The organism is Achromobacter sp. RTa (assembly GCF_000757485.1).
In the GTDB taxonomy this organism is placed as follows: domain Bacteria; phylum Pseudomonadota; class Gammaproteobacteria; order Burkholderiales; family Burkholderiaceae_B; genus Achromobacter.
Window position 1 is genome coordinate 606,510 of record NZ_JPYO01000042.1, and the last position, 19,949, is coordinate 626,458.

The window sequence follows — 19,949 nt, forward strand, 5'->3', positions numbered from 1 at the left end:
GGCTCCCGGCTCAGGTCAGGCGGTAACGGAAATCGCCGTTCTTGGCGGCCGTGACGCGGATCCGGGCGATCGCCTCGCCCTGCGCCATCCGGCTGAGCACCTGCTCGGCGATCTGCGGCAGCAGCGTTCCGTTCAGGATGTGATCGACGTTGCGCGCCCCAGTATCCACCTCGGTGCAGCGCGCCAGCACGGCCTCGACCAGCGCTTCGTCCCAGTCGAACACCGCGCGGTGGTTGGCCTGCACCCGTTCGGCGATGCGGCCCAGCTTCAGGCCGATGATGCGCGCCAGGGCGTCGTCGTCCACCGGGTAGTAGGGGATGGTCTTCATGCGGCCCAGAAAGGCGGGCTTGAAGGCTTTGTACAGCTGTGGCGCCAGCAGTTCCTGCAAGGCCTCGGGGTCGGGCCGTTCCTCGGCGCTCTTGTTCAGGCAGGCCTGCATGATGGCCGGCGACCCGACGTTGGAGGTCAGGATGATCAGCGTGTTCCGGAAGTCGATCTCGCGCCCTTCGGCATCGTCCATCACGCCCTTGTCGAACACCTGGAAAAACAGTTCAAGCACGTCCGGATGGGCTTTTTCGATCTCGTCGAGCAGCACCACGCTGTAGGGCTGGCGGCGCACGGCTTCGGTCAGCACGCCGCCTTCGCCGTAGCCCACGTAGCCCGGCGGCGAGCCCTTCAGGCCCGATACGCTGTGAGCCTCCTGGTACTCGCTCATGTTGATGGTGACCAGCTTGCGCTCGCCGCCGTACAGGACGTCCGCCACGGCCAGCGCGGTTTCGGTCTTGCCCACGCCCGAGGGGCCGATGAACAGGAATACGCCCTTGGGCTTGTTGGGATCCTCCAGGCCGGCGCGCGCGGTGCGCACGCGCTGGGCGATGGCGTGCAGGGCGTGATCCTGCCCGATGACGCGCTCCGCCAGCAGGGGCTGCAGTTCGAGGACGGTGCGGATTTCGTCGTTGACCATGCGGCCCAGCGGAATGCCGGTCCAGGCGGACACGATCTCGGCGATAACCTGCGCGTCCACGAAGGCCGGCACCAGCGGCGCCTCGCCCTGCAAGGCGCGCAGCTGCTGCTGCAGTTCAGCCAGTTGAGCCTGCCCGGGCGTGGCGGCGGGCTCGGCCGCCTTGCCCGAGCGGCGCTTGCCGGTGGACTCGGGCGCAGCATCTGCACCCGCGGCCTCCAGTTCTTCGCGCAGCGCGTGAATCTGCCTGACCAGTTCGCTTTCCTGCGCCAGCCGCGCTTCCGCATCCGTCAGCGCGGCGCGCGTGGCGTCCATTTCCTGGTCCAGTTCGCGCAGGCGCGCGGACTGCGCCGCGCCCGCCGCCGCTTCGCGGCGCAGGGCGGCGCGCTCGGTCTCCAGGCGCGCCAGGCGATGGCGAGCGTCGTCGATCAGGGCCGGCGTGGCGCTGCGGCCCAGGGCCACGCGCGCGCACGCGGTATCGAGCACGCTGACGGCCTTGTCCGGCAGCTGGCGGCCGCTGATGTAGCGGTGCGACAGGCGCGCCGCCGCCACGATGGCCTCGTCCAGGACGCGCACGCCGAAATGCTGTTCCATCAGCGGAGCCATGCCCCGCAGCATGCTCGCGGCAAGCGTCTCGCTGGGCTCTTCCACCTTCACCACCTGGAAGCGCCGCGCCAGCGCGGCATCCTTCTCGAAGTACTTTTTGTATTCGCTCCAGGTGGTGGCGGCGATGGTGCGCAGTTCGCCTCGCGCCAACGCCGGCTTGAGCAGATTGGCGGCGTCGTTCTGGCCCGCCTGCCCGCCCGCCCCGATCATGGTGTGGGCCTCGTCGATGAACAGGATGATGGGCGTGGAGCTTTGCTTGACCTCGTCGATGACGTTCTTCAGGCGGTTCTCGAATTCCCCCTTGACGCTCGCGCCGGCCTGCAACAGGCCCATGTCCAGCGTGCGCAGGGCCACGCCGGCAAGCGCCGGCGGCACATCGCCCGCCACGATGCGCAACGCCAGCCCCTCGACCACCGCCGTCTTGCCCACGCCCGCCTCGCCGGTCAGGATGGGATTGTTCTGCCGCCGGCGCGTAAGGATGTCGATCATCTGGCGGATCTCGGCGTCGCGGCCGATGACCGGGTCGATCTTGCCTTCGCGGGCGCGTTCCGTGAGATTGGCCGTGTACTGGTCCAGCGCCGGCGTCTTGGACAGGCCGGAGGCCGGCGCGCCGCTTTCCTCGGCGGCGCCCTCGGCGCCGTCGCCCAGGGAAACGGATTGGCCGGCCTCCTCCGATCCCGCCGTCAGCGCGGCGAAATCGTGCTTCAGCTCCTCCAGCCGGAACGATTCGAACAGATGCGAGCCGCGCCGCGCCAGCTGCGCCAGGTCGGGCTCCGTCAACAGAGCAAGCAGCAAATGGCCCGAACGGATGCGCGTGGTCTGCGTATCGAGCGAGGCGATCAGCCAGGCATGCTCGAACAGGCGCGGCAAATGCGGCGAAAACACGGGCGTGCGCGTATTGCCATTCTTGAACCCCCGGATTTCCGCGTTCAGGTCCGCTTCCAGCGTGGACGCGTCGATTCCGCTGCGACGGGCCACGATGCTGAAATCGCTGGCGGGCTTTTCCAGCAGGGCAAGGAACAGATGCTCCAGGTCCACCTCGTAGTGTCCTTGCGCCATGCACAGGCTGGCGGCGCGCTCGGCGGCCTGGCGGCAGGTCTGGTTCAGTTTCCCGATCAGGGTTTTCAGGGGTGTGGCCATGTTCTAGGTGGTGTTGTTTCTAGTGAATGGTGTGCAGTTCATAGCTGGCGTCGTCGCGATCCGACGCCACTGGTTCGGTGCAGAGAAAGGAATTCCAGCCCAGGCGCGCGCCCTCGCCTTCCCCGCCCAGGGCGCTGCCGGCAACGTCGGCTTTGTCCATGATCAGCCGCACCTCGTATTCGAAGCTCATGCCGCCGAACATCGTCAGCAGCTTTGCCAGGGCCTGGGCGCGGGCTCCGCCGGGCAGAAAGTCGGCAAACGCGGCCTTGGACAGCGGGCCGATCCACAACCGGATGCGCATGTCGCGCTGCCAGATGCGGTCGCCGGCCATGGCGGAGACGCCCAGCACCGCGCCCGGCATGCCGAGCTGGGTGCGGTGTTCGGGCGGCACGTTGTACCAGCGGCCGACGAACTGCTCGACCCGCATGTCCACCTGGAAGTAGTCGCACAGCACCCGCTGCAGATAAGCGGCCGACACCGGCCGCTGGCGCGCCGCGGCGGCGTAATGGGCCAGCGACTCGTCGAAAACCTGCCCCTGGCCCGAGTGCAGCCGGTCGCGCAGGGCCGCATGGCCTATCCCGCCCAGCGCCAGCAGAAGCGGCAGATAGTGATGGTCCTGCTCGGTTTCGTGGCGCAGCGGCATGCGGTACTTTTTCCATGCCGCATAGAACAGCGCCGCCGCGCGGTTCGAGAAAATGTCGAAAAATGCGCGCGCGCCGCGGTCGCGCTTGGCGCTTTCGCGGTGGCTCAGTATCTCGGAATAATGCAGCGGCAAGGCGCCCTGCGCGCCCAGCAGGCCAAAGAAGGCCGGCTCGATCTCGACCCGTCCCAGCTTGCCGGAGGCCAGCGCGGCCAGCCGCGATTGCGCATCGTCCAGCGCCTGCCCGTCCTTGTCGTACGCCGTCAGCCCGGCGATCTCGCTGGCGGGAAAGCCCAGCGAGGATGAATTCAGGAAGCGCAGGTGCGCCGGCACGGCATTCTTGGCGCGCGTGCCTTCCTGCCGCGCAAACCACAGCTCCAGCACCCGCACGGCCTGGAAGAACTTGAAGCGCTGCGGCTCGGCCAGCAGCGATTCGATTACGCTAGGATCGCGTCGCCGTTGCATGGGGGGCACCGTAGGATTTCTTCCGCGCCGCGGCGCGACAGCACCACCAACTGCACGAAGCTGTTGGCATGCACGTAAAGGCTGAAAAAGCGGTTGATCACCGCCACGAAGGCATGCAGGCTGGTTCCGACGAAGTTGTCTTCGTTGATCGTCAGCCGGATTTCGATGCCGCGCACGAAGGTGGCGAACGGCTCGCCCGGCATCCAGTGGGTGGCGGGCTTGTAGTCCAGCCCCACCAGCCCTTCGATCTGGCGCGCCGCCACCGCCGCATGCGACAGGTCATACAGCCGCAGCGTTTCCTTCAAGGCGGGCAGGCCGCTCTGCACCAGCGACAGGTGGTTCAACGCCAGATGCGATATCAGGCGCCAATGCGCGGCCCGGCCCTGCTGGAAACGGTGCGTATGCGTCGGCCGCCGCAGCATGCGGATCTCGCGCGCGACGGACCCGCCTTCCAGGAACAGGTCCCCACCGGGCTGGCCCACGGCCAGGTGCGAGGGAAGGTCCCGGTTGGTGCAGGTCAGCTCCAGGCTCAGCGTTTCCGTCTGCGGCACCGAAGGATCGAAGTCGATGTCGACGATGGACATTTCCATCTCGTAGCCGGGGCTGCGCTCGGCGACCATCGAATCCCGCCGCGCCGTCCAGTAGTGACTGGCTCCCTCCGGCGTCTCGCCGTGATGCAGGGAATAGAAGGGGCGGAATTCGACTATGGAGTCGCCCTGGGCGTTCTGGCGCACCTGGCGCACGCGGTCGATGGAATAGACCTCATAGCCATAGGCGCGCCGCGCGTCGGCCACCACCGGGTAGGAGGCCGCGGCATGCGTGACGCGGATAGGGTCGGCGCGCTGGGGAAACAGGTTCACCACCGGCGTGCAGCCCAGCCGGAAATTGTCGGCGGACGCGGACTCCAGCAGCCGCGCCGTATTGGAGTCGGCGCGCAGCCCTTTCACCGGCAGGTGCAGGGTGAATTCGCGGACCGGCCCCACCGCGCGCCGCAGCGCCGCCAGGTCGATGTCCACGAAATTGAATTTCTCGGAAAAGACGAAGTACTCGGCCAGCAGGCGGTAGGCCGGATGCGAGCTGGCGGGAAAATCGATCAGGGCGTCCTCGTCGGCCAGGCCCGCTTGCGCCAGCGGCACATCCGGCAGCCGATTCCAGCGGCCTGGTTGCGTCTCGACATAGGCCGCGGCGGTGCGCAGGAACACGCAGTCGCGCAGCGCCGCCACGAACGACGGCTCGCCATGCAGATAGACGCGCAGCTTGTCCACGGCCAGCGTGGAGAAATTCTGCGTTTCGGCCAGGCAGGCCAGGGTCAGCGAAAGGCGGCCCGTCACGCCCGGCGGCAAGGACGTGGAGGACGGCGCGTTGGCGGTCGACGCAAAGCCCGCCTGGCGGATCGCCACGGGCGCCAGCGTGACGTCGTAGGCCGTGCGGAAGCGGCAGGCCACTCCGCGCACGGCATGGGATTTCAGCTCCGTGCCGCGCGGCAGGCGCACCGGCGCGGTCAGTTGGGCGGCCACGCCGCCCATGTCGAACTGCGCCACCGAACACGAGGGGAACGGGCGCAGGTAGTGCGGGTACATCACCTCGAACAGCGCTTCCGTGAATTCCGGATAGTCGTCGTCGAGCTTCTTGTTGATGCGCGCGCCCAGCAGGGCGAACGACTCGATCATCCGCTCCACGTGCGGATCTTCGCAGGTTTCGCCCGACAGCCCGAGCCGCGCGGCGATCTTGGGATAGCGCTGCGCGAAATCGCGCGACGAACTGCGCAGAAACCCCAGCTCGCGTTCGTAATAAGGCAGCAGTTCTTCCATCTTTCCCTTCTCCGCCGGCGGCATGGCGCCGGCGCCCGCGTATGTTGTTCGTTCAGGCGGCGGCTGCGGTCTTGGCCCAGCCCTTGCTCACCGAGTACTGCAAAGTAGATGGCTGCAGCGTTGCATCGAATGTCACCGGTTCATGCGCCGGACCCACGTCCAGCATCGCGGTGATCGCGAAATACAGCACCGACGTGGCGCGGCTGTCCACTTGCAGCATTACCCGCACGTGCGTCAGCCGCGGCTCATGGCGCGCGATCGCCTGTTCCAGCGACCGGCAGATGAATTCGCGGTCGTAGTGGCTGGCCAGGCTCAGGCCGGAAAAATCCGACAGCCCGTAGGTGAGGATGGACCGCTGGCAATTCGGATATCGCTTGAGCGATTCCTCGGTGAAGACCATGCGCGTATTGAGCAGGGCCTCGATGTCGCGAGCGACGGTTTCCTTGATTTCCTCTACCGACAGGCGCCGCAGCGCGTGCGGCGTTTTCCCGTCGCCGTCGAACAATTTGTCGAACAGGCTGGGTTCGAATCCTTTCATCACGGACCTCATTCAGGAAAGGCTGCGGCCTGGATCGAGCCGCGGCCTTTACCGTCTACGCGGTCACGTTCAGACCGAATACGTCTTGTCGTTCTTGGTGAGGCTCCATGCGCCCTGGGCATTGCCGCCCTGATTGCCGCCCACCTTCTGCTGCGTGTACTTCCACTGGACCGCGGCGTACTTCAGCGAGAAAGACTCGTGCGGCAGGCCTTCGCTGACGACCTCGGGGGCCACGCGCGAAATGATCACGTACTTGAGCTTGATCTCCAGGTACTTGACGCGGTTGCCCTCGCCGTCGGCGCGCAGGAAATCGATGGTGACTTCGTCGAAGGTCGTGCCGCCGGAGGCGTGCTGATACAGCAGCGGGCTGACGACGTCCAGATCCTTGGTGAAGACCATCTCGCCATGCTCGGTGCGTTCGGCGGTATGGCCGCCGGAAGTCGAAGCGGTAGCCGAGCGCGGCTGGATGATTTCATGGCGCCACGAACCGACTTCGATCCAGTCAGGGTGGTCCTTGTCCTGGGACTCGCCCTTGAGCGCAGGATTGCCGAATTTGACGTAGATGTCCTTCATTAATAGCCTCTCCAGTAAAAAAAGCGTCGAATCTGACGGGCTTTACGACTTCTGGGCCTGCGCGGGAAGCTCCGCGACCAGACGCAGCGAAATCGAAAGCTCGTCGAGCTGAAAGTGAGGCCGCAAAAACGCCACGGCCCTGAACACCCCGGGGCGACCCGGTACTTCGGCGACTTGCACCGATGCCTCCCGCAAGGGGAATTGCGCCTTCTGCTCCTGGCTCGCGTTGTCGTCCAGCAGCACGTACTGCGAGACCCAGCGGTTCAGGAAGCTTTCGACGGATTGCGCGGAGGCAAAGCTGCCGATCTTGTCCCGCATCATGGCCTTCAGGTAATGGGCCACGCGCGACACCGAAAATATGTATTGCAGCTGCGCCGACAGCACTGCGTTCGCGTTGGCGCTGTCGGTGTTGTATTTCTTGGCCTTCTGCACGGACTGCGCGCCGAAGAAGGCGGCGTAGTCGGAATTCTTGCAGTGCACCAGCGGAATCAGGCCGAGGTCGCTCAGTTCCTTCTCGCGGCGGTCGGTGATGGCGATTTCCGTCGGGCACTTCAGGGCGATTTCACCGTCGTCCGTCTTGAAAGTGTGCGTGGGCAGGTTCTCCACCAGGCCGCCGCCCTCCACGCCGCGGATCGCCGCGCACCAGCCGAAGTCGGCGAACGCGGCCGTCAGGCGCGCGCCGAATGCCCAGGCGGCGTTGCACCACAGATACTTCGCGTGATCGGTGCCATCAACTTCTTCGACGAAGTTGAAGCCCTCCACCGAGGTGCCCTCCTTCGGGTCATAGGGCAGGCGCCCCAGGAAGCGCGGCATGGTCAGGCCCACGTAGCGCGAATCCTCGGAATCGCGGAAGCTGCGCCACTTGGTGTATTCCACGGTATCGAAGACCTTCGCCAGGTCGCGCGGCCGGCCCAGGTCTGCGAAGCTGTCCAGTCCGAGCAGCTCGGGCGAGGCCGAGGCGATGAACGGCGCGTGCGAGGCCGCGGCCACGTGCGACATCTGCTCGATGAAGTACATGTCCTCGGGCTGGCGCGTGATCTCGAAATTGCCCAGCAGCGCGCCGAAGGGCGAACCGCCGAAGGTGCCGAACTCTTCCTCGTAGACCTTCTTGAACATCAGGCTCTGGTCGAAATCGATGGCGGTCTGGAAATCGCGCACCAGGTCGCGTTTGGTGACGTTGAGCACCTTGATCTTCAGCATCGGGCCGGTGTTGCTCTCCTGGCACAGGTAGTGCAGGCCGCGCCAGGTGCTTTCCAGCTTCTGGAATTCGGCGCCATGCATGACCTCGCTCAACTGGGCGGAGATCAGGCGGTCCAGTTCGGCCACGCGGGCGTCCAGCATGGCGGACAGGTTGTCCGACACCACCACGGTGCCCTTCATGACTTCACGGGCCAGTTCCCCGATCAGGTCCTTGGCGCGGTCGTGCTCGGCGGTGGACTTGGCCACCCGGCTCTGCTCGACGATCTGGTCGAGCAGGCCCGAATCGGCCTCGGAGGCCGGGGCGGATACGTTCTGCGCGGCGGCGGAATTACTCATTGCTGCCTCCCTTGCCATTCTTGCCGGCTTCGCTGGTCAGTTGCTGCAGTTTTTCCGTGCTGCTGAGCACTTCGCCCAGCAGGTCTTCGAGCTTGTCGTTGCCGGCCAGCTTGTTGCGCAGGTCGGCCAGCTTGGTGCGGATGTCCAGCAGCTCTTTCAGCGGCTCGATCTGCTGCACCACCGCTTCGGGGCGGAAGTCTTCCACCGAGCGGAATTTCAGGTCCACGCCAAAGGTGCCGCCCTCGTCGGTCAGGCGGTTCTTCACGCGATAGGCGGCGCGGGGCTCCAGGCCACGCATCACGTCATCGAAGTTATCCACGTCAATATTGACGAACTTGCGGTCCTTCAGGCGCGGAAGCTCGGCTTCCGATTGCGCGCTGAAGTCGCCCACCACGCCCACGACGAAGGGAAGCTCTTTCTGTTCGATCGCATCGCCCTTCTCGACGTCATAGGTCAGCTGGACGCGCGGCGGACGTACTTTCTGGAGTCGTTTCTGAACGCTTTCTTTCTTAGCCATGGGGGCTCCAAGCGAAGTGCATAGTGACGGGGCTGGCGGCCCGATCAGGGTTTGAGGAGATTGCCGAAGGGATCCGGCGCGCGGCCGGCGGGAGCGGCGGCGGGCGCCGGCGGGGTCGCGGCCTGCGAACCAGCGGCGGGGGGAACGGCGGGAGTTGCGGGCATACCGGCGGCGGGCATACCGGCGGCGGGCGTACCGGCGGCGGGCTTGGCCGCCTGCGCGCTTGCCGGCGCCGCGGCGGCCGGTGCCCCGGCAGCCGGCGTTGCGGCGGCCGGCGGATCGTTGCGCCGAGGCTGGCGCGGACGCGGCTTGCGGCCTTCAGGGAACAGCACGTCCTGGCCCAGGGTTTCACGCATGGCGGCGGCCAGCGCCACCGCATCGGTGCGGGCATTGCCGGCGAGCAGCGCGTCGGCGCGCAGGTCGGCCAGCGACTGCATCGCCACGCGCAGGCCGCCTACCGCGCGCACGGTCTTGGCCGTGAAATCCTCGGGATCGCGGTTCAGGGCCTCGTCGGCCGCGACGATGGCCTCGCCGTACTTCTGTTCGTCGAAGCGGATCTTGGCGATATACGACCACGGCGCGCCGCGTGACGGGTTGAGCTGCGCGATCTCTTCGAATTCGGCGACGGCCTGGTCATTGCCTTTCGTTGCCAGCGTCTCCGTGGCGTGAGTCATGGATTGCTTGTATTCGGCATCCGTGGGCGGCTTGGACGATGTTGCGCAGCCCGCTAGGACAGCCAGCATTCCGCTTATGAGGAGAACCCGGGAAATGTGCATTTTTTGGCTTGTAGGTGGGTGTAACCAAGGCCGCGTATTTCAACAACCTTTTGTTAGCACAGCACTACAGTGCATTACTTCATGTAACTCACAACGAAATTTCGCGCATCGTGCAGCGATCTATATGTTGTCGCGGGCTTCCGGTATAAAGAGCCATGTCAAAACATCTCTATTTTTCTCGGCGCGTGGCAGCGATGGCGCTGATCGCGGCAACCCCCGTCATCAGTGGTTGCGCAGCGGTTTCGGCGATCGGAGCGGTGGCAGGAATGACCGGTGGCGTAATGGATATGGCGGGCCTGAAGAAAGACCCGAATGCGCCTGTCGATGTGAAATTGGCGATACACGCCGGAGAAAATTTGAACGCGAGCAGCGGCCAGCCCATGGCCGTCGTTACGAAAATATACTATTTGAAGAATGCCGAGGCATTTCAGCGCGCACCGCTCACGCAATTAGTTGATACTGACGGCGAAAAGTCGGCGCTGGGCGACAGCATCATCGCCTCGCGCGAGGTCACCCTGACACCGGGGCAGCGTTACGAAAACCTGGAAAAGGTGCCGAAGAACGCCGCCTATATCGCCGTTGCGGGCCTGTTTTACGCACCCGCGCCACAGCGCTGGAAGTACGTGTTCGAAGTGGAAACCGCGGAAGATACCGGCATCGTCATGGGCGCCCATGCCTGCGCGATGACGGTCGTTACCGGCAAGATCACCTTGCCGCCGGGCGTGCCCAGCTTCGACCCGGCGCGGCTGGGATCGGTGCAGTGTCCAGGCTGAACGCGCGATCCGCGCCGCCCCGCCGTCATGAACCGCCGTCTCTCTAATATGAACAAGAGCCAGAAAACGTGAGCCATTCAGCGAAGATCCTATGGGGAGAGGGGCTATTCCTGCGGCCCCAGCACTTTCAACGCCAAGACGCCTACCACGAAGCCCGCCTCGCCGAAATGAGCCGCGCGTTGCACCCCTATTCCTGGGGGTTGCGCGCCGCGCGCTTTGATGCCGCCGCGCTGGCCAACGGCATGCTGCGCGCCACCGAGCTGTCGGCGATCTTCCCCGACGGGGAAATCTACAACGCGCCCCACAACGACGACCTGCCGCCCGCCGTGGCGCTGGACGGGCTGGACGGCGCGAGCGAAGCGGTCTTTTACCTGGCGCTGCATCCCATGAAGGACATCGGCGGCAACTACCGCGATGCCCAGCAAGGCCAGGGCTTCGATGCCCGCTACGCGCACCAGGACAGCCCCGCCCCCGACCTCTACACCAACGCCAGCACGGCCGACCTCGCCTTCCTGCGCAAGAACGTGCGCCTGCTGTCCGAGCACGAGCCGCGCGACGCGCTCCTGACGATACCCGTCGCGCGCGTGCGCCGCACGTCCAGCGCCGGCTACGAGCTGGATACCAGCTTCATCGCGCCCAGCCTCACGGTGCAGGCCTGCGGCGCGCTCTTCGAGCAGCTGCGCCGCCTGCTGGACGCGCTGCAGGCCAAGGTCAATGCGCTGTACGGCTTTCACCGCGAGCCCAACAAGAACATCATCGAGTTCCGCTCGGGCGACGTGGCCTCCTTCTGGCTGCTACATACCGCCAACGAAGCCTATTCGGCGCTCTCGCACCTGTTCCACAACCCGCAGCTCCACCCGGAGCGCCTGTTCCAGGAAATGCTGCGCCTGGCCGGCGCGCTGATGACCTTCTCCAAGGTGCACACGCTGGCGGACTTGCCTGCGTACCGCCACGAGCAGCCCGGCGCGGCCTTTGCGCAACTGGACGGCATCCTGCGAGACCTGCTCGACACCGTCATCTCCACCCGCTACTTCTCCATCGTGCTGGAAGAGCTGCGTCCGTCGTTCCACGTCGGCCGCCTGGACTCCGACAAGCTGGACGAGACCACTGCGCTCTACCTGTCGGTATCGGCCGCCACGCCGGCCAGCGAACTGGCCGAGACCGTGCCGCTGCGCTTCAAGGTCGGCGCGCCCGACGACGTGGAGAAGCTGGTCCTGTCGGCCATGCCGGGCGTGCAGCTGGTGTACACGCCGCAGGTGCCGCCGGCCGTGCCCGTCAAGCCGGGCGCCTGCTATTTCACCTTGCAGACGCGCGGCTCGCTCTACGACCGCATGCTGCAGGCCCGCAGCATCGCCATCTACGCTCCTTCCGGCATTCCGGAACTGAAGCTGGACCTGATCGCCGTCACCCGCTAACCGACGCCAACCGAAAGAGCCCGCCATGACTGCCGACGCGCCCTCTTTGATGCCCGGAGCCTCGCTCCCTCCCCGAGCCGCCGAGTTCTACGGCTCGCGCCCCGCGAAGTCGCTGCTGGACCTGCTGTACGACGGCTTCCTGATGCTGTTCCTGCTCAAGAGCGGCCAGGAGCCCGCCAGCGCCGCGTCGTTTTCGGCGCGCGTACAGCAGTTCCTGGCGGACTTCGAACGCAGCGCCAAGAAAATGGACATCCCGGCCGAAGACGTCTACGCGACCAAATACGCCTTCTGCGCGGCAGTGGACGAAACCGTGCTGAACTCGGGCTTCTCCATCCGCGACGCATGGATGCTGCAGCCGCTGCAACTGACCCTGTTCGGCGAACAGCTGGCCGGCGAGAACTTTTTCGCCCGCCTCGAAGACCTGCGCGCCCAGGGCGCGCCGCGGCTCCAGTCGTTGGAAGTGTTCTACATGTGCCTGCTGCTGGGCTTCCAGGGCAAATACATGATCGAGGGCCAGGAGAAGCTCGGCTACCTGACGGCGCGCCTGGGCGACGAGATCGCGCTGCTGCGCGGCAAGCGCGCGGGCTTCGCGCCGCATTGGCCGCTGCCCGACAAGATCGCCCATACCCTGAAGCGCGACGTGCCGCTGTGGAGCATCGGCGCCATGTTCGCGCTGCTCGGCCTGCTGGCGTACCTGGGAATGAGCCATTTCCTGAACGCCGACATGCAAACCGCCATGGCGCCCTATCACGACATCGTCAAGCTGGGCCCGCGCGCCGCCCACCTGACCATCTCGCTTCCCTGAAGGCCCACTCACACCGCCACGTCCCATGATCGATCGCTCCTCCACGCCTGCGGGCTTCAGCAGCCTGGATGCCGCCTCGCTGTCCCAGAACGCCCGCCTGCTGCAAGTGCGCACGCCGCTGGGCGACGCGCTTACCGTCGAACGCATGCAACTGCGCGAAGGCGTGTCCGAACTGTTCGCCCTGACCCTGGACTGCCTGGCGTCGTCGGCGGAGCTGGACGTGGAGCCGCTGCTGGGCAAGGAAATCAGCGTCGGCCTGCTGCTGGCGGACGGCAGCAGGCGCCTCTGGCACGCGGTGGTGGAAGGCGTGGACTCCCTGGGCGCCGATGGCGGGCTGGCGCGCTACCGCCTGCACGCCGCGCCCTGGCTGGCCACGCTGCGCCTGCGCCGCGACAGCTTCCTCTACCAGGACAAGCCGGTCACCGACATCCTGAGCGAAGTGTTCGCCGATTATCCGCTGGCTTCCTTCGCGTTCGACATCACCGAGCCGCCGGCGCCGCGCCCGGTGCGCACCCAATACCGCGAAACCGACCTGGCTTTCGTGCTGCGCCTGATGGCCGAGGCGGGCCTGAGCTTTCGCTTCGACCATCAGCAGGGCGAACAGCAGGACGGCGCCTCAGGAGGCGCGCAGCATCGCCTGGTGGTGTTCGACGCGGGCGCCGCGCATCCCGCCAATCCCGCCGCCACGCTGCGCTTCCACCGCAGCGACGCCACGGAAACCGAAGACAGCGTCACGCGCTTCGGCGCCGCTCGCGCCATCCAGCCCAATGCCGTCACGCGCGTGGCCTGGAACGACCGCGCGCTGCTCGCGCATGGCGCGCATGCCCAGTCCGGCCTGGATGCGGGCTCGGTGCCGCCGCTGGAAGACTATGACTACGACGGCCACGGCCGCTACACGGACGACGCCGGCGCCGAGCAACGGGCCGCGCGCAGCCTGCTGGCCCACGAGGCGCGCATGGTGCGCTTCGACGGCGGCGGCACGGCGCGCCAGATGTCGCCCGGCCACGACTTCACGCTGACCCAGCACGACCGCTACGCCGAAGGCTCGGGCCAGGCGGTCGACGAACTGGGCGGCAACCGGTACACGCTGCTGCACGTGCTGCACGAAGCCGCCAACAACCTGGGCAGCCAGGCCGCCCAGGTGCCGGGCGCGGCCGACCTGGAACACGGCGCTTACCGGAACACTTTCAGCGCCCAGCCCGCCGCGGCCGCGCTGCTGCCTCCGTGGATCGCCAAGCCGACCGCCCCCGAAGGCCTGGCCGCCATGGTGGTAACGGCCCAGGACGAAGCCATTTCGTCGGGGCGCGACCTGCGCATCAAGGTGCAGTTTCCGTGGCAGCGCGGACGCCGCCCCCTGCCGGGCGGCCTGCCCCACCGCAGCCATGGCGACGATGAAGGCAATGCGCCGGGCGACGACAGCTCCGGTACCTGGCTGCGCGTGGCCGGCGCGCAGGCCGGCCCCAACTGGGGCGCGCACCATCTGCCGCGCCAGGGCACCGAAGTCGTGGTGGAATTCCTGGATGGCGACATCGACCAGCCCGTGGTCGTGGCGCAGCTCTACAACGATTCCGACCTGCCGCCCTGGTCGGCCGGCGTGGACGCCGAGGCCAACCACCCGGGCACGCTGAGCGGCTGGCACAGCCTGGGCCTGGACGGCGAAGGCCACAGCCAGTGGCTGTTCGACGACACCGCGGGGCAGGTCCGCACGCGCCTGTCGAGCTCGGCGGCCGCCTCGCAGCTGGGCCTGGGCCACCTGGTCCAGCAGGCGGCGGACGAGTCCAGCCGCGGCGATTGGCGCGGCACGGGTTTCGAGCTGCGTTCGGACGCCTGGACCGTGGTGCGCTCGGGGCAGGGCATGCTGCTGTCGGCCAATGCGCGGCCAAACTCTGCCTCCACCCAGGCCGACGCTAAAGAGGCGGTGGCCCAGATGCGCGGCGCGCAGCACGCCGCGCAGCGCATCAACACCGCCGCCGCGCAGCGCCAGGCGCGCGAACTGGCGGCCACCGGCCAGTTCGATGCGCAGATCAAGGCCTTCGACCCCACGGCCGACGGCCGCTATCCCGGCAGCGTGGGCGGCCAGCAGGCCGTCAAGGCCAGCGGCGGCGAGCGCACCGGCACCGAACCGGTTGAACGCATCGACGGCGCGCGCATGCTGGTCGACGCGCCCTCCTCCCTCAACCTGTCCACGCCCGCGTCGGCCATCCTGCACGCGAGCGAGAATCTGCACGTCACCGCGCAGGAAGACGGCCACGTCGCCGCCCGCCATACCTTCGCCAGCGCATCGGGCAAGTCGACCAGCCTGTTCGTGCAGGATGGCGGCCTGCGCGCCATCGCGGCCAACGCGCCGGTCTCCCTGCACGCGCACACCGACATGCTGGAGATGCTTGCGGGCCAGGACGTCACCATCACGTCGACCACGGATAGCATCGAAATCCTGGCGAACGAACGCATCACGTTGCAGGCCGCGAACGGCAGCATCGTGCTGGACGGCGGCGACATCCTGTTCAAGGGGCCGGGCATGTTCTCGGTCAAGGGGGCCTCGCACAGCCTGATCGGCCCCGGCAGCGATGCAGCCGCGCTGCCCGCGCTGCCGTCGACCCAGGTGGGCGACCCCATGATCGTGAGCGCCGAACTGGTGCACCGGGCCAAGGCGAAGGCGCTGGCCAGCCTGCAGACCGGGGCGGCCCAGGCCAGCCATGCCGCCGCCGGCGCAAGCGGGGCGGCAACCGGCCCGGATATCGCCGCAACGGGCGCCGCAACGGGCGCCGCTGCAGGCGGCGCCACGGCGGCGCCCCTTGCGGCCGAGCCGGGCCTGGCCGGCCGCGCATCCGCGCTGGCGGGCCAGGCTGGCAATCTGGCCAGCAGCGCCGCGCAAACAATCAAGAGCGCGTCCTCCGCCGTCACCGGCGCCATCGACAACGCCCGGCAAACCGGCGCCGACCTGATGAATGGCGCGGCGCAGAAGGCCGGCGAACTGGCGCGCTCGGCCGCCAACGCCGTCACGCCGTCGCTGATGGGCGGGCCCGGAGCGGGCCTGGCCGGCGCGGCCGGAAACGCCGCTGGCGCCAGCGCAGGCACGGCCGTTTCCGCGGCGGCGGATACCGCCGTCGGCGCGGCCGCCGCGAACGTCTCCGGGGCCACGGCCTCGGGCATGGCGGCCAGCGCCGCCACCGCCGCTTCCTCCGCGGCGGGCACTGCCGCGGGGTCCGCCTCCCAGGGTGCGGCCTCGGGGCTGCTGAGCGCCACGGCCGCGGGCGGCGCTTCCGCCTTGTCGGGCGCGAAGGACATGCTTGCGGCCGCCGGCGACGCTGCCGGCAAGATCGGCGAATTCGTGAACCCCGCCATGGCGCAGGCCCTGACCGGCGACGGCGACCGGGGGTCGGCGATCGGCGCAGCGGTCAATGGGCTGCTGGGATCGACCCGGGCCGGGCAATACGGGCTGCCAGCGGTCGCCAGCGCCATCATGCGCGCGCCCAGCCTGGACGCTTCCGCCTTGCCCGCCGTGGCAAGCGCGGTCCTGCAGTCTCCGGCCGTGAGCGGCTCGGGCTTGCCCGCGGTCGCCGCCACCGTGATGCGCACGCCGGGCTTCAGCCCGGACATGCTGCCTTCATCCGTGACCAAGATGCTGCAGATGGCGGGCGTGCTGCCAAGCTCGGGAACGCCGCCCTTCGCGCCACCGGGCACGCCCGGAGCCGCCGCCCAGGGCGCAGGAGGCGCGCAGGATGCCGGCGAACCCGCCGTCTCCAATGCGCTGACCACCTACCGCGGCCAGACGGGCGCGCACCTGCAGTTCGTGAACTTCGCCGAGGAAGACGAGTTCTGGAACGACGGCACGGTCCTCATCAGCGAAGACCGGCAGACGGCAAAGCCCAGGATCCGCGTCAAATTCAGCAAGGCCGCCGTCCACAAGTTCAGCATCAAGGTGATCGCGGGCAAGAACAACATCGCCTACTCGCAAGCCGAGAAGGGCCGCCACGCCCCCTACCGCGACCCGAACGGCAAGACGTTCCAATACCAGACGGATCCGGACGGCACCAAGGTCGTGAACGACATCGCGCTGCCCGCCGCCGGGCTGAATACCTACACCTTCGAGGTCCGGGATGCGCGGAACCAGCGCATCGCCACCGAAACGGTGGAGACGGCCCGCCGGCTCTACATCCAGGAACTGGTGCTGCCCGGCCCCGACCCCATGGCGCGCGCGCAGGACAACAGCGCGGCAGTCACGGAGTACCGCCGTCATGGCATCGATGTCGCGCACCTTCCGGTGCGGCAGGGTGCCGGAAACCCGAACTACGACGTAGACCAGGCCGATGCCGACCTGCTCCAGCGCCAGGCGAGGGCGATCTACGATCAATCCGAAGGGCCTGACCACGAGCCCTACACGATCGTCGTCTGCCACGTGGAACGCCTGGCCTTCAAGGCGCCCCAGCACACCATCTATCGGGACGCCTACGCGGGCCCGGGCGAGCGCAAGGTCTATGTGCCGCTGGTGGGCGGCGACGGCGCCTCCCATTTCCTCTGGTACGGCATCGACAACGATCCGTGGTTCCTGAACGCCACCTACGAATACACGGACGCCTCGGGCCAGGTCCGGCGCATCCCCATTCCGCCCGATCGCGTCTTCCCGGTGCCTCAAGACCAGGGCAAGCCCCTGGAATGCCCGGGCGTGGGCGTGATCGTCGATGGCCTGACGCCGACGCGGACGCTGGGCAAGATCCACCTCAACGTGCAATTGATGGACTCGGCAGCCACCGGCGTGGCGTTTCCGGGCACCAATCTGCTATGCGTCGCGGCCCGCACCCCCTGGGATCCTGCGGACCCCGCAGGCCGCCAGCAGACGCTGGTGCATGAGATCGGCCATCTGATCTATATGGTGGCCAGCGGGCCGGCGTGGGCGCAGGCGAACGGCTACGAGGACGACGACTCGCACCTGGACGCCTCGCCCTACTTTTACTCGTCCCACGGCCGCCATTGCCACTTCGGCCTGGCCAAGCTGGCCAACGTCGAAGACTATGCCTACGAATCGGGCTCCTGCGTCATGTTCGGCATCAGCGGGGCCCCCATACGCTTCTGCCCGACCTGCGCCAAGGCCGTGCGCAAAGTGGACTTCTCCAATGGCTGGCCTTCCTTCTAACCGCGCGCCGCGCTGGCGCCCGCTGCTGGCCGCGCTATGCGCGGCCGCCGGCCTCATGCTCGCGTCCGCGCCCTCCGGCGCTTCGCCGCCCTCGCCCATGACTACCGACTGGATCGATCCCCCCGCCTTCGCGACCGCCCCCGTGGGCACGACCCGCGAGCACGCCTGCATGCCCGCCAACCGGGCCGACAGCGACCCTCAACTGCACCTGGCCGGCCCTCGGCGCGTCACCCTCCAGGCCGCCGGCAAGCTGGTCGTGCCGGTTTGCGCCCGTGGCATCATCCCCGTCACCACCAACATGCCGCCGCCTGCCATCGTCGCGACGGACAAGGCAACCGGCAAGGTCTATCGCGGCATCGCCTATCAGCGCAAGCGGCCGCAACCGCGCGGCATGGACATCGATATCGCGCCAGGCTCGGTTCCACCGCGGGATACACCGATCGAGCCCGGCGTCAGCGTCGGGACGCAATTCAGCACCGACGTGGCCGCGGCCGCCGGGCTGCCGAAGCAGGAAGCCGTCTACGAGGTTTACGTGGAAGCCAACGGCCTGCGCTCGAACGCCGTCACGATCGAGGTGCGGGCCGCGCAATAGCTGCCGCCCTTCAGCCCGGCCCGGCGCTGCCGGGCCTGAACATGCGCAGCACGCGATCCCGGATCGATCGCCCATAGGCCCAGCACCACACCGCCAGGGCCAGCATGGCGACCAGCAGATAGGCGCGGTGCTCCATGGGCACGGGATTGAGGGCCGACAAGGTCAAGAAGGGCTCGAAGCCCATGAAATCGCTGGCGGCGAGCGTGCTGAAGAACAGGGCCAGGACCGGCCCCGTGAAATGCGGGCGCTCGCCCCGCGTGTCCTTGTCCGCCCATGCGAACCAATGGATGAAGCGGATCAGCTGAATCGCCACCGCGCATAGCGGGACAACGACGGCGAGCAGCAGGACGATAAGGGCGACGGCGACTTGAGGAGGAAGCATGGCGGCATTTTAGCGGCTGCCGCCTGCGGTCCCCATCGCCTCCACGGCCCTGGCGAAATCGCCCGGCTTGCGTCCTGGCCTGGCCAGCACCGCCGCGATCTCCGGGTCGGCGTCGAAATTCGATGCCACCGTGAAATACAGGTACATGTACTGCCGCATGTCCTGCTTGCCCTCGATGCGGTACTTGATCCAGGCCGTCTTGGCCACTTTGGCCACGACACGCCTGACTTCGGAACTATCCCGATAATTCTGCAGCGCATCGCGATGCTGTGCATACAGCCAGCGGGTGGTATCGACGATGGGAATGCGAACCTGCCCCAGCAGCTTGCGGCTGAGCGCCATCTCCATGTGCTCATCCGGATAGATGTGCAGTTCGAGATACAGCGGCCCGTCTCCGGGCGGGATGGCCGAAGCAGGGAAGTGCACCGGCGTTTCCTTGTTGAACATCAACGCGCCCAACTTTTCATCGGATATCTGTCCATCGGACATGTGCTTTCTAATTTCCTCCGTGTCCGCACCTGTCCATTTGACGTTGAAATCGGTGCCGTTCAGGCGGTAGCAGCAAGCCGCCGAACCCTCCCCGCCTCCCGCGACAATCGCACCCGTTGCAGCAAGATTCCCCTCGCTGTCCGTAATCCGGATCCTGTCCAGGTCCCAGGGCGTGTAGTTGTACGCGATGAAGGACAAGCCTCGATAGCTGGGCTCGCCGTCGCAGCCCGCCAGCATTCCCAGGCACACCAGTGCGAGGATCAGGCGCTTACGCATTTCCCCGTCGCTTCATCGCAGTCATTGATTCGACACCCAGTCGCCGCTGTTCCAGACCGATTCCGGCGCGTCCGCGGGCTCCGGCATTTCTGTTTCCGTCGCATAGCGGGCCTCCACTCGATCCGCAGCGGTAAAGCGCAACAGCAGCGCGGCAGCGTTGCCTGGGCGCGGCACCTTCAATTCGACGCTGTGCGGATAACGCGCTTCGTTGCCATTCATCGCCCCCCATACCAACTGGACGGGCTTGTTCCGGCTGTCCGGCCCATAGAAGCAAGCGCCCGAAAGGGGCCCGGCGGGCGCCCCGGAGGCTCTCGCGACCCGATCGCCCGGGAACGCGCCGGACGAATCTTCCAGGCGATAGCCGATATCGGCGTCCGTGTCGTTGCGGGCTTCGCAGAGCAAAACCGGCGGCATGAGCGCGGCATGCGCCCAACGGTAGACGGGAGGGCCAACGACAAGCGCAGCGCCTGCCACCGCCAGGGCCAGTACCGCCCAGCGCGAGCTGCGTTTCGGCTTCATG

At 67.3% G+C, this 19,949-nt stretch carries 16 protein-coding genes; 5 read left to right on the forward strand and 11 right to left on the reverse strand.

The window, feature by feature from the left end:
- Positions 1-10: 10 nt before the first annotated feature.
- The 8 genes from tssH to JL37_RS20435 all read right to left on the reverse strand — a co-directional run bounded on the left by tssH (position 11) and on the right by JL37_RS20435 (position 9,461).
- Complete coding sequence (tssH, locus tag JL37_RS20400; RefSeq protein ID WP_043546367.1) at positions 11-2,707, reverse strand: type VI secretion system ATPase TssH; 2,697 nt, start codon at positions 2,705-2,707, stop codon at positions 11-13.
- 19 nt (positions 2,708-2,726) lie between these two features.
- Complete coding sequence (gene tssG / locus JL37_RS20405) at positions 2,727-3,821, reverse strand: type VI secretion system baseplate subunit TssG (RefSeq protein ID WP_197064638.1); 1,095 nt, start codon at positions 3,819-3,821, stop codon at positions 2,727-2,729.
- Positions 3,785-5,623 carry a type VI secretion system baseplate subunit TssF gene (tssF, locus tag JL37_RS20410; RefSeq protein WP_043546370.1) on the reverse strand — a complete coding sequence of 613 codons (1,839 nt, stop codon included), beginning with the start codon at positions 5,621-5,623 and terminating at the stop codon, positions 3,785-3,787. Before tssF ends, tssG begins: the two co-directional genes overlap by 37 nt.
- Before the next feature lie 52 nt (positions 5,624-5,675).
- Positions 5,676-6,161: a type VI secretion system baseplate subunit TssE gene (tssE, locus tag JL37_RS20415; RefSeq protein WP_043546372.1), complete on the reverse strand. Its 486-nt coding sequence runs from the start codon at positions 6,159-6,161 to the stop codon at positions 5,676-5,678.
- Positions 6,162-6,230: 69 nt separating this feature from the next.
- Complete coding sequence (locus JL37_RS20420; RefSeq protein WP_006395404.1) at positions 6,231-6,734, reverse strand: type VI secretion system tube protein Hcp; 504 nt, start codon at positions 6,732-6,734, stop codon at positions 6,231-6,233.
- 42 nt (positions 6,735-6,776) lie between these two features.
- Complete coding sequence (gene tssC, locus JL37_RS20425; protein WP_043546374.1) at positions 6,777-8,270, reverse strand: type VI secretion system contractile sheath large subunit; 1,494 nt, start codon at positions 8,268-8,270, stop codon at positions 6,777-6,779.
- On the reverse strand, positions 8,263-8,787 hold the full coding sequence (gene tssB / locus JL37_RS20430) for a type VI secretion system contractile sheath small subunit (protein ID WP_013396290.1): 525 nt from the start codon (positions 8,785-8,787) through the stop codon (positions 8,263-8,265). Before tssB ends, tssC begins: the two co-directional genes overlap by 8 nt.
- 44 nt (positions 8,788-8,831) lie before the next feature.
- The gene (locus JL37_RS20435) at positions 8,832-9,461 is read right to left on the reverse strand and encodes a hypothetical protein (RefSeq protein WP_231570397.1); all 630 of its coding nucleotides are present in this window, start codon (positions 9,459-9,461) and stop codon (positions 8,832-8,834) included.
- A gap of 257 nt (positions 9,462-9,718) precedes the next feature.
- Here JL37_RS20435 and tssJ point away from each other — a divergent pair, with 257 nt between their 5' ends.
- The 5 genes from tssJ (at position 9,719) to JL37_RS20465 (ending at position 18,282) form a co-directional block, all read left to right on the forward strand.
- Positions 9,719-10,336: a type VI secretion system lipoprotein TssJ gene (gene tssJ, locus JL37_RS20440; RefSeq protein WP_231570398.1), complete on the forward strand. Its 618-nt coding sequence runs from the start codon at positions 9,719-9,721 to the stop codon at positions 10,334-10,336.
- A gap of 68 nt (positions 10,337-10,404) precedes the next feature.
- Complete coding sequence (gene tssK, locus JL37_RS20445; RefSeq protein ID WP_043546379.1) at positions 10,405-11,751, forward strand: type VI secretion system baseplate subunit TssK; 1,347 nt, start codon at positions 10,405-10,407, stop codon at positions 11,749-11,751.
- Positions 11,752-11,800: 49 nt separating this feature from the next.
- Positions 11,801-12,556, forward strand: a complete 756-nt coding sequence (gene icmH, locus JL37_RS20450) for a type IVB secretion system protein IcmH/DotU (RefSeq protein ID WP_231570413.1) — start codon at positions 11,801-11,803, stop codon at positions 12,554-12,556.
- A gap of 25 nt (positions 12,557-12,581) precedes the next feature.
- The gene (locus JL37_RS29795) at positions 12,582-17,690 is read left to right on the forward strand and encodes a type VI secretion system Vgr family protein (protein WP_052097442.1); all 5,109 of its coding nucleotides are present in this window, start codon (positions 12,582-12,584) and stop codon (positions 17,688-17,690) included.
- Entirely contained in the window at positions 17,671-18,282 is a 612-nt protein-coding gene (locus JL37_RS20465) for a hypothetical protein (protein ID WP_043546382.1), read from the forward strand. The genes JL37_RS29795 and JL37_RS20465 overlap by 20 nt, the downstream gene beginning before the upstream one ends.
- 10 nt (positions 18,283-18,292) lie before the next feature.
- Here JL37_RS20465 and JL37_RS20470 read toward each other — a convergent pair whose 3' ends face one another.
- Genes JL37_RS20470 through JL37_RS20480 form a run of 3 tightly spaced genes read right to left on the reverse strand, consistent with a single transcriptional unit; the run spans position 18,293 to position 19,948 of the window.
- Complete coding sequence (locus JL37_RS20470) at positions 18,293-18,664, reverse strand: hypothetical protein (RefSeq protein WP_043546384.1); 372 nt, start codon at positions 18,662-18,664, stop codon at positions 18,293-18,295.
- A 9-nt stretch (positions 18,665-18,673) separates the two neighbouring features.
- A complete protein-coding gene (locus JL37_RS20475) occupies positions 18,674-19,429 on the reverse strand; it encodes a DUF3304 domain-containing protein (protein ID WP_052097443.1) in 756 nt (251 codons plus the stop codon).
- 21 nt (positions 19,430-19,450) lie between these two features.
- Positions 19,451-19,948 (reverse strand): hypothetical protein, encoded by a 498-nt coding sequence (locus tag JL37_RS20480; RefSeq protein ID WP_043546386.1) that lies wholly within the window; start codon positions 19,946-19,948, stop codon positions 19,451-19,453.
- Between the last annotated feature and the right edge of the window lies 1 nt (position 19,949).